Here is a 12,747-nt window from a genome sequence, read left to right as displayed (position 1 = left end):
CATATCAATAAGCCACCTTGCATGAGGTGGCTTTTTTGTTTTTAAGCATCAGCGACGCTTGAGATTTTCATCATAAGCGTTGGAAAATGTACGTAATCCCTCACTTAATCATTAAGAACTAGACAACAGATGTGTCATTTTGTAAACATGTAGCTTCAGATGTTGGGCCACCTCAGGGAATGCACTGTGATTTACGACTGTTTCTTATATTATGATGAAGATATGCTATTAGATATCAGGCTCAATACTCTTAATGATGTCGTAGATCGCTTTGTGATTGTGGAATCAACCCATACATTCACCGGGAAGCCTAAAAAGTTAAATTTTGATATTAGTAAGTTTGAAAAATTTAAAGATAAAATAATTTATGTGATCTTTAATGAACGGCCTATATTTAAGCAGGAACACCCAGGCCAATATGATGCATGGGCGAATGAAGCCGCGACTAGAAATGCAATCATGCGGGGTTTAAAAGATGCTGGTGATACTGATCTTATTTTGATTTCTGATGTTGATGAAATATTTAAGCCAGAAATCATTAAGGAAATAAACCCTAAGCAGCTATGTACAATACTGCATATGCCTTTTTATAATTATCAATTTAACCTTCAGGTTTTCAATCCTGATGGTTCTGCACGTCAATGCAGACTGCCACGCGCAACCAGCATGCGCAACTTACGAGATCATTTTGATAGCAAGCCAGAAACCTTCAGGAACATCAAAAAATCAGGTTTATTTGACGATTTTATTGCCAGAAATTGGTTTAAATTTCGTAGCAAGGTTATCAAAGATGCTGGCTGGCACTTTTCATGGATTATGACACCAGAAAGAATTTCTGAGAAAATGTCGTCAATTTCACATACCGAATATGACCTGCCGCATTTAAACAATAAGGAGCACATCATTAAATCGTTAATCGATGGAAAGGATTTGTGGAATAGAGATAGAAATCTCGTCAAACAAAAACTATCAGACAACAAGTTTCCAGCCTATTTGGTTTCGAATAAAGATAAATATAAAGAGTTTATTCTGTAATGGTTTTAGATAATTCATAACACCAAAAAAATAATAATATTAAAATTAAATACAAAAAGCCCCCTCGCTCAAGGTGGCTTTTTGTTTACTCAATCCAAAATAAACTGGCGTGCAATGATTCAATCGCGCTCCATCTCACTCACCTGCCACCTTACAGAGCTCACGCCTTTCTCAAGGCTGATGCGGCTTACCAGACTTTCCAGCTGATCGGTCAGTGTGGGATTCCCCATCACCTCCGCATTGACTTCCATGCGATGCGGAGGATCCAGGTCTTCGCTGTGCAGCGATTGCAGGCGCAGGCCGCTGCCGCCCAGCGTATGCAGCATCAGGCTGCGTACCTGTACTTCATCCTGCGCGAGACAGATGATTTGTACTTTGTAGTGCTGGATAGCCTCGGCAGCGGAGACAATGGTTTGGCGATTGATGCCAAGCGCCAGCTCACGCAACAGGATATTGGCGCAAAGGATCACCATGCAGCCAATCGCGGCTTCGAGCAGTAATCCCATGCTGCACAGCACGCCAATCGCGGCGGTGCACCACAAGGTCGCGGCGGTATTCAGCCCGCGAATGTTTAGGCCATCACGCATGATCACGCCGCCGCCCAGGAAGCCGATACCGGAGACCACATAAGCGGCAACGCGTGAGGCATCGCTAGCAATGCCTGGCACGCTTTGCGTCATCAAAACAAACAGGCAAGCGCCGGTGCTCACCAGCGCATTAGTGCGTAAACCGGTCATGCGCTGGCGGAGCTGGCGTTCACAGCCAATTAATGCGCCCAACACCAGCGCGACGGTAACGCGCAGTAAAAAGATTTTCCAATCCATAATAGACCTCACTCCGCCGTGCTTTAGCCTTCGGAACAACGGGGTTAATAATTGGATTACAGCTAGAGCCATTACCGCTGTGGATCAGCAGCAAAACGCTAATGAGAAAGGGAGATTCTGGAAGGAAGTCCGCTGTCTTAACGCGCGGTTAAGACAGCGTGATAGCTATCTTACCGCAAGGGCCTGATGTAATCGTTCGGGACAAGTGTCCAATGTCGTGATCCTCTTGGGTAAAAATTCGCCGCGATTTTAAAGCGCTCGCCGCCGCGTTGCCAACCGCAAAATCCACTTTGTTTAAGTTGGGTTATGAAAATGCCAGCCCGCCACGGCTAATTTAGCGTCCCGTCATCAACCAGTGGCTTAGCGTGCCGGCGTTGGCATAACCGTTAATAATGGCGGCATAGCTATCGAAACGGTTACTGACTTCATTAACCTGATTGTTATAGAGATCGCTTTCTGCACTCAACACATCCAGTAATGAACGACGACCTAAGTGATACCACTGATCAAAAAAGTCTTTACGGATGCGATCGGATTCCACAATCAGGTTTTTATACAGTGCGGCACGTTCTGCGGTGGAATGTGCGTTCTGATTGGCCGTCCGCACGCGGTTTTCCAACTCACGCCGCTGTTCTTGCACCTGCTCGCGATTCGCTTCGGCACGCTTAATGGCGGCAATTTCCTGTGCGGTGGTTGAGCCGCCACGGAATAAACCCCAGCTAACGTTCAAACCGGTTTGCCAGGCTTGCTGACGGCCTAACTGATCTTCACGCGTGTTTTTACTGACCGTCCAGTTGAGCTTCGGCAGGCCCGAGGCTTTGATGGCTTCGGCTTCCTTAAAAGCCGCACGTTCTTCAGCGCTGGCGCGCAAGATCAGCGGATGCCCATCCAGACTCGAAAGCTGGCGATTTACGTCCGCAAAGGGAAGCGCCCACTTGTCGCTGGCCGGCAGAATTACCCGGCTATCACCCAATAGACGATGCAGAGTGATCTCTACATCACGCGCGCGTGATTCCGCGTTTTCCAGATAGCTCTGCGCCTGCAGTAGCCGCCCTTTTGCCTGTGTGAGTTCACTGCGGCGGCCCGCATCCGATTGAACAATGCCGTTGAGCATCTTGGTCAGTTCTGCCATGCGCGCCAGATATTGCTTGCTGATGGCGATAACGTGCTGCTGTTTATCCCATTCAATCAATGCATTACTTACCTGCATGGCGAGCTCTTCGCGCTGAGCCTGAACCGTTTGCCGCGCAGAGGTAACACGTTCCTGACGGCTTTCAATGGTGCTGCGGGTTTGGCCAAAATCGTACAAATTGGTTGCGACTGACAAGCCTAAAGAGGGCGTACTGTCCTGATATTGATAGTTTTTAACGCCGTTACCAAACTCTTTAGTGGCTGATGAGGCCGTAACGTCCACCTGCGGCCAACGCTGCCCCTTCGCATCTTCGACGTTGGCTTCGGCCGCCTCGCCCTGCGCCATATACGCCTTCAGCGTCGGACTCATGCTCCAGCTAATACGCGCAGCGGCAAGGAATTTTTGGCGCAGCTCACTTGCTGCGACCGTTTCATTCTTCGGTCCGCTCAGGCTCACCCGAGCCCCCTCCAGCGAGATATCGCTGGATTCCGCCATCACATTCACTGCGGGAGTCAACAAGGCGGCGATACAAACCGCGCGCACGGAGAAGTAACGCACCATCGCACGGTGCATCGTATTCTTTATTTTCATCATTTTAACGCTCGCGGAATGCTTCTTTAGCCTTCAGAACTGGCTTCAACAGATAATCGAGAATGGTTTTCTCACCGGTGCGGATCTCGACGGTGGCGATCATGCCTGGAATGATCGGCAGATCTTTATTGCCGGCGTGCAGCGTGCTTTTATCCGTCAGGATCAGAACGCGATAGTAGGTATCATCCGGGCGGCCACTGGCGGCTTTTTGCTCGTCTTTCAACGTATCAGGACTGATGTACTCCACATGCCCATCAAGCCCGCCGTAAATGGCAAAGTCATAGGCGGTGATCTTCACCTTGGCCGGTAAACCGGGATGGAGAAATGCCACGTCAGACGGACGGATTTTTCCTTCAACCAGCAGCTGTTCTTCCAATGGAACGATTTCAAGGATGTGTTCGCCCGGCTGGATCACGCCGCCGATGGTGTTAACGCGCACATTTTTCACCGTGCCGCGCACGGGCGCAGTCAGGGTAGTTCGCTCTACCACATCGGCGCGCCCCACCAGGTTTTCACTGACCTGGCTCAGCTCTAGCTCCAGCCGCGTCAGCTCTGCATGCGCTTCAGATTGATAACGATTGCGACGCTCAACGATTTGCGCCTGGATGTCATTCGCCTGGCGCTGCATGCGCAGCAGCTCGACTTCAGACAACAGCCCTTTTGCAGCCAGCGGCTCCGCCAGGTGAATCTCGCGCAGAGATAAGGCGTAACTACGCTGCAATGAGGTAATGCTGTCATTAAGCGCGCGCTTGCGCGATTCGTAGGCCTGGGTCTCTTGCGCAACGATGGCAGGATCGCTCTTCACCTGCTCATCAAACGCCAGCGGCAGCGAATAAGCCTCGGCGCGCAAACGCGCAATGCTGCCCTTCAGACCCACCACTTTACTCAGGACTTCGCGGTAGCTGGACTGCGCGCGAGTGGGATCGATCTTCAGTAATACATCACCGCGATTTACCACCGAACCCTCATGCACGTTCATCTCCGCCAGAATGCCGCCTTCCAGGCTTTGAATGACCTGTTCGCGGCTGCGCGAGATGACTTTGCCATCGCCTTTGGTAATCTCTTCAACCCGGGCGAAGTTGGCCCAGAGAAGCCCTATACCTAACACCGCAATAATCAGCCACATCACCAGCCTGGAACCGGGTGTGGTTTGCGACAGCAGCGAAGCCTGCACATCGTTCATAAACTCAGCGTCAGCAGCAGACAGAGGCTTGGCGCGGTTACGCCATGGCAGCAACTTGCTCATACGGCTGCCTCCTGCCCGGCGGCCACCGGCGTGGAAGGCGTTAGCGCCTGGCGCGGCTGCGCTTTATTTTTCCCCTCCAGCGTAGCCAGCACCCGATCTTTGGGACCGTCCGCGACCACTTTTCCCTCTTCCACCACGATGATGCGATCGACCAGCGCCAAAATGGAGGGACGATGTGTCACCACAATCAACGTATGTCCTTCGCTGGCGTGGCGGAGATGCGTAAGAAACTGATTTTCAGTCATGCTATCCATGGCGCTGGTTGGCTCATCCATCAGCACAATTTTGGGACGCGTTAACAAGGTGCGCGCCAGCGAAACCAGCTGTCGCTGCCCGCCGGATAATCCTTCACCGCCCTCGCCCACCATCAGGTTGATACCGCTCGGATGGCGAGCAGCCACCTGATCCAGGCCGGTAAGTTTTAGTACGCGCAGCAGCTCATTGGCGGTGGCATCCGGACGGCCAATCATCACATTTTCACGCAGCGTGCCGTAAAACAGACGCGCATCCTGGCTAACAAATCCGACGGCTTTGCGCCAGTCCGCCGGATCGATCTGGTTAACGTCCAGGCCATCCGCCGCCAGCTGGCCTTTTATCGGCTGATAAAGCCGCGCCATCACGCGTAACAAGGTAGATTTACCGCTGCCAATACGGCCAAGAATGGCGACGCGTTCACCCGCGTTAATGCTCAGCGAGATGTCCTGCAAAATCTCTGGATTGGGCTTCATTGGCGGAGCCGGATAAGAGAAGCTCACATTGCGCAGTGAGATCGCACCGCTCAGAGGGGGATCGGTCAGATAGGTTTTGCTGCTGTCGCGATCGACAGGCATCTCCATTAATTTGTTCAAGGACATCATCGCGGCTTTCGCCTGTTGATAGCGTACCGCCAGACCCACCATCTGCCCCAGCGGACCGGTTGCACGGCTGGCTAGCATCACGGTGGCGATCATGGCCCCCATGGTGAACGTGCCGGCATTAATCAGATAGACGCCCGCCACCACCAGCATCACCGTCTGAAACTGTTGCAGGAACGTCACCACGCCGGTTGCCAGCGTCGAATAGCGTTTAGATTTCATGGCGTTGGCTGATTGCAGCGCGCTGAAATTTTCCCAGCGACGCTGCATATGCGCTTCGCCGCCCACCGCTTTCAGCGTCTCCATGCCCTCGATCGATTCGATCAGCACGCCCTGCTTCAATGAGGCATCGCGCAAGTTCTCTTTCATGATGCGCGCCAGCGGCCACTGGATCGCAGCGCTGACAATGATGATCATCGGGATCATCATCAGCGGAATGATGGCCAGCGGACCGCTAATAAAGAAGATCACGCCAACAAACATCAGGATGAAGGGTAAATCGGAGATAGCCGCGAGTGTTGCTGAGGCCACAAAATCGCGTACGGATTCATATTCGCGAATCTGGTTAGCAAAGGTGCCCGACGATGCCGGCTTATGCTCCATCTGAATCGACAGAGCCTGACGAAACAGCATACTGCCCAGCACCAAATCGGCCTTCTTACCGGCCATATCCAGCAGGTGCGCGCGCACAAAGCGCGTTATCGCTTCGAAGATCATCGCAATCGTGACCCCAATCGCCAGCGACCACAGCGTAACGAACGCCTGGTTGGGGACTACGCGATCGTAGACATTCATGGTGAAGAAAATGCTGGAGAGTGCCAGCACATTGATTAATACCGCGGCGATCGCGGCACTGCGATAGTAGCGGCGATAGCGCCACAGCGTGGTAAACAGCCAATGTCCTTTGACCTCCGGCAGCATGGCACTGGCGCGCTCGTCCAGTACCGCTGCCGGTTTGGCCAGCACGGCAAAGCCGGCATAGATCTCATTGAGCTCCGCGAGTGTCATCTCCACGGCTTTTTCGCTGACATCTGGCATCACCAGCTGGAAGCGCAGTTCGCGTTGATTCTCCGCATTGGTCTGTATTCGGCGCGAAAGCACAATGCAGCCGCCGTAGCCTTTGCGCAGCAAAATCATCGGCATTAACGGCTCTGGCAGCTCTTGCAGGCGGCGTTCGACCATGCCGCCCGTGATGCCGGCGTTTTCCAGCGCAGTCATGGCCTGCGAGGGGCTAAGAAATGTCGCTTTGGGCAAACCCGCCACCAGCGCATCTTCACTTTTTTCACGGTTGTAATGTTTGCAGATCCACGCCACGCTTTTTAACAGCGTGTCATCTACGGTGGTTTCTATTCGAGCAACAGAACGCGCATCCCGCTCCACAGCATCCTGCTTCTGGTCGACCATTTCCCGACTCCTGTAAACCTGACAAAAAAACGGCGGGCACATTGCCCACCGTTTCATCTGTTTGAAGGGGCAAAATTTTGACAGATGTCAGGTTTCAGAAAGTCTAAGGCTTGTCTCAAAGGAATATAACGATTTGTTTAACATTGGGAAGATGGCGTTTTGCAGGGCGAAAACCGGGGACTGTTGGTGCTCCTCATCTGCGTGTTATCTTACTGACTCGCTTGATAGCAATCGGAAAATAGCAATGGCAAAACAGCGCGTAGGTATCGTATTTGGTGGCAAATCGGCCGAACATGAAGTGTCGTTACAATCAGCCAAAAATATCCTTGAAGCCATTGATAAGAATAAATATGAAGTGGTGTTACTGGGGATTGATAAACAGGGCGAATGGCATCTGAATGATGCGTCGGGTTTTTTACTCAACGCAGAAAATCCGGCGTTGATTGCCCTCAATCGGTCTGGCGAAAATATCGCGCTGGTACCCGGCAGCGCCTCGCAGCAGCTGATAACACGCCAGCAGGCGCAGCCGCTGTCACAGCTGGATGTGATTTTCCCCATCGTACACGGCACGCTGGGTGAAGATGGCTCGCTGCAAGGTCTACTGCGCATGGCTAATCTGCCGTTTGTCGGTTCAGATGTACTGGGTTCCGCCGTGAGCATGGATAAAGATTTTACCAAACGTCTGTTGCGCGATGCCGGACTCAATGTCGCGCCGTGGCTGAGCGTTACGCAGGCACAGCGCGCCAAGGTCGATGCTCAAGCGGTGATCGCGCGCTTTGGCCTGCCGCTGTTTATCAAACCCGCTAACCAGGGCTCGTCGGTGGGCGTGAGTAAAGTTGATAGCCTGGAACAGTTTGATGCAGCGCTGGATCTCGCCTTTACTTTCGATCGCAAGGTGTTGATTGAGCAAGGCATTAAAGGTCGTGAGATTGAGTGTGCGGTGCTGGGTAATGACACGCCGGAGGCCAGTCCATGCGGCGAAGTGGTGGTACACGATGCGTTCTACTCGTATGACACCAAGTACATCAGCGAAAGCGGTGCCCACGTGGTGGTGCCGGCGGCAATCAGCGATCAAGAAAGTGATGCCATTCGCGCAGTGGCGATAACCGCTTTCCAGGCGCTGGAGTGTTTTGGTATGGCGCGCGTCGATGTGTTCCTGACGGACGCCGGGGAGATTATTGTCAATGAGGTGAATACGTTACCGGGTTTCACCAATATCAGCATGTATCCGAAGCTCTGGCAGGCAGCAGGCTTGAGCTACAGCGATTTAATATCGCGTCTGATCGTGCTGGCGCAGCAGCGCCATCAGCTCACCAGCCAGCTTAAAAGCAGCGTGTAACCGGCATGGACGTGGCTCAGGCCACGTCCATGATATTGCGCGGCTCCGTCGCCGGTGAGGTTTGATTGCGGCCGTTGCGCTTGGCGAGGTAGAGATTCTTATCCGCTGCCGATACTAAGCGGTTGATAACTGCCGGCCATTCCCGTTCGCTCTGGGCGCTGCCGCGCGCCAGACCTAAACTGGCCGTCACCGTTACCGTGTTGCCCTGAATCCAGAACTTCTCCTTCACCATAGCCTGACGCACGGTTTCGGCCAGCTGATACAGCTGGCTGTGATTGCAGCCAAATACCACCACCACAAATTCTTCGCCGCCAAAACGACACACCAGACCACGATTGCCAACCACCTGCTGAATACGGCGCGCAATTTCCTCTAGCACACTATCGCCAGCATCGTGGCCGAAGTTGTCATTAATCGCTTTGAAATAGTCGACATCCAGCAACACGACCCCCGCTTCGCGCTGCAGTGAAAAGGGTTCATTCTTCAGGCTTTCATACAGGCCGGAACGGGAGAGCAATTGGGTGAGGAAATCATAATTAGCGCGCAGTGAAAGACGGTGATTGAGCTGCCTGATCGCATCCATACTCACCGCCACCAGCAACGGGCTGATCGCAACGGTGGCAACGCCAAGGCGTGCTGAGGTGAGATGGCTAATAGGCAGCAGTGCATCGTCGCCCTGAATATTCATAACGCCATGCGAAACCAAGACGATCTCGGTGATCCCTGTGATCAGAATAACCAGGCTGGTCAGCGGAATCGGCAACACAATGGCGCACCAGATCAGCGCCGGCACCGGGAAGGTCAGGCTGCCGGCACCACCAATTAATGCGCCAACGATCAACGACAAAATGACCGCCGCCAGCGGCAGCAGTTTGCCGGGATGCAGTAAGGTGCGCGGCGCTACCGTGCGCAGTGGGCGCGCCAGCATCACCGGGAGCAACATCAGTGAAGTTGAAAACTGCTCGCTAAACCAGTCGCCCCACGCCACGATAAAGCGCGCGTTGAAGTCGACATCCTGCGCCCAGGCACCCCAGGTGGCGCAGGCCGCCGCGCCGAGGAAACAGGCAGGAAAAATGCGCATGGCATTAAACACCTGGCTATGCGCCGAAGGGCGCTGCAGATGTTTGATCAGCATGCTGACCGCCACGAGAATAAACAGAATATTGGCGAAATTGACGGTGAACGCTGGCAACGCCCAGCCGGAAAATACCATGTCGTTAAAGACCATGGCACTGAAACACACCAGATAACTGGAGGTGGTGTGCAAAAACGGGTTACGCACCATTAAACCGGCCACCAACGCATTTACCGGCCAGAACAGTGAAAACTCTTCGGGGATGCGTAAATGGCTACCGATAAAACAGAAAAACAGCGTAATGAAGAACAGCGTGAGAGCATTCTTTTTTAAATTATTCTCTTCAAACAGCATAACGCGCATACGTCTGAATCCTGTAACCTGGAAATCGCTGCCATCAGCCATGGGCATCAGCAAGCATTAAACCTGAAATAACCGTGCGATGATTCGGTAATTAAGCAAGTGTTCGTCATCCTACTCTGCGGCTGGATGGCGCTCAATCTGCCATGAAAGCAGGATAGGGGCCAGGTGGTATTGCGGTAACGTCAGAGAAAAAGGATGCAACTGTGGCAATTATGCCCTGTAAATAAAAAAATCGGATATCCGAGATATCCGATTTTAGGGTGAAAAAATGACTTTCCCGCCGGGGATTGTTGCTATTTAACCGCAACGGGCCACTGGCTTAGCCGAATGCCACGTTCAGGGGCGCTTTCACCAAAATCCTGTAATACCGCTTTTACATCCGGATCCATATATTCGGCATTATCGTGTTCGACAATCACTACGCTATTTTCCGGAATCTCCGCCAGTAATCCCTGCAATTTTGGATTATGCATAAAAGTGAGGTTTTGCTGGAAGCGCAATACATAGTGATCGTCATAACGCGTGAGCTGCAAAGCATTACGATGACTTTTATAGATGCTGCAAAGGACCTGGGTGGCGATGCCAATCCCAATCCCCGCGAGCATGCCAAATACGATAATGCCGCCGATGGTGGCAAGGAAAGGCACATATTGCTGCGCGCCCATGCGCATCTGTTCAATGAACAGACGCGGCGTCGCCAGCTTATAACCGGTGTAAAGCAACACCGCTGCCAGGCTGGCAAGAGGGATGGCGTTTAGCAGATGGCTAAACCACAGGCCGCAAATCAGCAGCAGCACACCATGAATCAGAATGGAGAGCTTGGTTTGTGCGCCCGAGCTGACGTTCACCGAGCTACGCACGATCACTGCGGTAATGGGCATCGCACCAAGAAAACCGGCAGTGAGATTACCAATGCCCTGCGCAAACATCTCTTTATTCGGTGACGGCGCAGGATGCTGTGGGCGCAGCTTTTTCAGTGCTTCCTGACTCAGCAAGGTTTCAAGGCTCGCCACTAATGCCAGCGTTAGCGCCACCATCCACACGGAAGGATTTTGCCATGCCTGCCAGTCTGGCGTTTCAAGCTCTGCCGCCAGCGCGGATAGGCTATCGAATGCGGGCAGCGCAATACGCGGTAAACCTTCGGCCAGAGCGGGAAAAAGGCGATCGCCAAACACCGTCGCGACACAACCTATCAGCACGGCGACCAGCGGCCCGGGGATCCAGTTCAGCGCTTTAACTGATTTGATCAGCGGCGTGGTCCACAGCCATAAAATAGTCAGACCCGTGCCAGCCACCAGCATTGCACTGGCTGAGAACGCAAACTCGCCATTCACCAGCGAGATCAGCTCCGCATCACCCTTTGCGCCAAAGGCCACAGGGATTTGCTGCATGATCAGTAAAATACCAATCGCTGCCAGCATGCCTTTAATCACACTTCCCGGTACCAATGAGATGAAGCGCCCGGCGCGTAACACGCCCAACACACACTGCAGCACGCCCGCCAAAATCAGCGCGGTGAGAAAGGCAGAAAAGCTGCCCAGCGTGGCGATGGATGCCACCACAATGGTGACTAATCCAGCGGCAGGTCCACTCACCGCAAAGCGGGATGGGCTGAGCGCAGTGACCAGCAATCCACCGATTACGCCGGTAAGTAAACCCGCAAACGGCGGCAGTCCGCTGGCTTGCGCGATACCAAGACAGAGCGGCAGCGCAACCAGAAATACCACTAAACCCGCGGGAATATCCTGACGAAGGGTGCTCAGATTCATGGCGTAAATTCCTCTGCAGACTGCTGGATTAACTCTTTCAAATGGCCGGATTGCAAATCGTAGACGCAGCCAAAAACGTCCAGCGCTTGTCCGGCTTGCCACGCCTGCCGAACCGGCTCGCTGGCTACGAGCTGCGCATATTGTGCCAGCACATTGGCTTCCACCAACCTGTTGAGCCTGGTACCCTCTTCCCCGGCATCGCTGGCGTGATACTCCACCAGCCCTTGCTGTAAACTCCTGCGCAGTGCAGCGATACGCCGCGCCAACGCCGAGTTCTCTGTGGCCAGCGGGCTGGCAGGTAAGCCCAGGGCAGCCTGCACGCCGCCACAGCCGTAATGGCCACATAGCACGATGCGCTGCACGCCCAGATAGAAAATGGCGTACTGCATAACACTCATCAGATTATCGTCATCCGGTACCACCATATTGGCGATATTACGGTGCACAAACAGTTCGCCCGGGTGCGAACCGGTGAGCACTTCCGCCGGCACGCGACTATCTGAACAGCCAATCCACAACGAGTGTGGTTTTTGCTGATGCAGGTATTTTTCGAAGTAATCGGGATTGCGCTCGCGGCGCTGCAAAGCCCAGCTGCGATTTTTCGCTAATAAGGGTTTCAGTGTCGTCACAATAATCTTCTCTCTACGTTTAAAAATATCGCTTTCAGGCAAATAGCGTCGCTATTAAACGCGGCTATGGAGAATAATTGAGGACGAAAGCAGAACTTCCTCACAGAAATTGTTTATAGACGCTTAAGCATGGTGTTGCATCATGAATATTTTCATGGATGACAAATCGAGACTATTTGTAAAATAAAATTCAGCAAACGTATGTAGAGAGTAAATTTACGCAAGCATCAGGAAAAAGAGAGCGTGAAGTAAAAACGCGGCACAACAAAGCATTAAGCACCTAACTTATTAATATATTCTTAATACCATTACAAAAATATACACGCAATTGCGGCAAGCCTTTAGCCGAGCTGGGAAATTTAAACCATTCGGGCTGGGAAGATTCCTAATTATAAAATTTATGATTAGAATGATTCACTGCTTTTATATTTAATCAGCGCTATTTTTCACTCAGTTCATACGAATAATTAAGCAAGAGATCAGGAA

9 protein-coding genes are annotated in these 12,747 nt (G+C 52.5%); 2 read left to right on the top strand and 7 right to left on the bottom strand.

The features are described 5' to 3' along the window. The first annotated feature begins 186 nt into the window (after positions 1-186). Positions 187-1,035: a benzoate transporter gene (locus ACIP6T_RS18020; RefSeq protein WP_400458253.1), complete on the top strand. Its 849-nt coding sequence runs from the start codon at positions 187-189 to the stop codon at positions 1,033-1,035. 119 nt (positions 1,036-1,154) lie between these two features. Here ACIP6T_RS18020 and ACIP6T_RS18015 read toward each other — a convergent pair whose 3' ends face one another. From ACIP6T_RS18015 to ACIP6T_RS18000, 4 genes are all read right to left on the bottom strand, one after another. Beyond that, complete coding sequence (locus tag ACIP6T_RS18015) at positions 1,155-1,859, bottom strand: MgtC/SapB family protein (RefSeq protein ID WP_097095959.1); 705 nt, start codon at positions 1,857-1,859, stop codon at positions 1,155-1,157. Positions 1,860-2,193: 334 nt separating this feature from the next. Beyond that, positions 2,194-3,585, bottom strand: coding sequence for a TolC family protein (locus tag ACIP6T_RS18010; RefSeq protein WP_400458252.1), 1,392 nt, complete (start codon positions 3,583-3,585; stop codon positions 2,194-2,196). A 1-nt stretch (position 3,586) separates the two neighbouring features. Next, complete coding sequence (locus ACIP6T_RS18005) at positions 3,587-4,828, bottom strand: HlyD family type I secretion periplasmic adaptor subunit (RefSeq protein WP_400458251.1); 1,242 nt, start codon at positions 4,826-4,828, stop codon at positions 3,587-3,589. After that, the gene (locus ACIP6T_RS18000) at positions 4,825-7,086 is read right to left on the bottom strand and encodes a type I secretion system permease/ATPase (protein ID WP_400458250.1); all 2,262 of its coding nucleotides are present in this window, start codon (positions 7,084-7,086) and stop codon (positions 4,825-4,827) included. Before ACIP6T_RS18000 ends, ACIP6T_RS18005 begins: the two co-directional genes overlap by 4 nt. Positions 7,087-7,330: 244 nt before the next feature. Between ACIP6T_RS18000 and ddlA the strand changes: the two genes are divergently transcribed. Further along, positions 7,331-8,425 (top strand): D-alanine--D-alanine ligase, encoded by a 1,095-nt coding sequence (gene ddlA / locus ACIP6T_RS17995; protein WP_400458249.1) that lies wholly within the window; start codon positions 7,331-7,333, stop codon positions 8,423-8,425. 16 nt (positions 8,426-8,441) lie between these two features. Here ddlA and ACIP6T_RS17990 read toward each other — a convergent pair whose 3' ends face one another. The 3 genes from ACIP6T_RS17990 to ACIP6T_RS17980 all read right to left on the bottom strand — a co-directional run bounded on the left by ACIP6T_RS17990 (position 8,442) and on the right by ACIP6T_RS17980 (position 12,267). Beyond that, positions 8,442-9,863, bottom strand: coding sequence for a diguanylate cyclase (locus ACIP6T_RS17990; protein ID WP_400458248.1), 1,422 nt, complete (start codon positions 9,861-9,863; stop codon positions 8,442-8,444). Positions 9,864-10,156: 293 nt separating this feature from the next. Next, complete coding sequence (locus ACIP6T_RS17985) at positions 10,157-11,626, bottom strand: SulP family inorganic anion transporter (protein WP_400458564.1); 1,470 nt, start codon at positions 11,624-11,626, stop codon at positions 10,157-10,159. 2 nt (positions 11,627-11,628) lie between these two features. Then, positions 11,629-12,267, bottom strand: a complete 639-nt coding sequence (locus tag ACIP6T_RS17980) for a carbonic anhydrase (protein ID WP_097095953.1) — start codon at positions 12,265-12,267, stop codon at positions 11,629-11,631. Positions 12,268-12,747: the final 480 nt, after the last annotated feature.

Origin of the sequence: Pantoea sp. NPDC088449 (genome assembly GCF_044753225.1) — a bacterium.
In the GTDB taxonomy this organism is placed as follows: Bacteria; Pseudomonadota; Gammaproteobacteria; order Enterobacterales; family Enterobacteriaceae; genus Pantoea; species Pantoea floridensis.
Note: the sequence above shows the minus strand (reverse complement) of the source record. Positions and strands in the feature narration are given on the sequence as shown.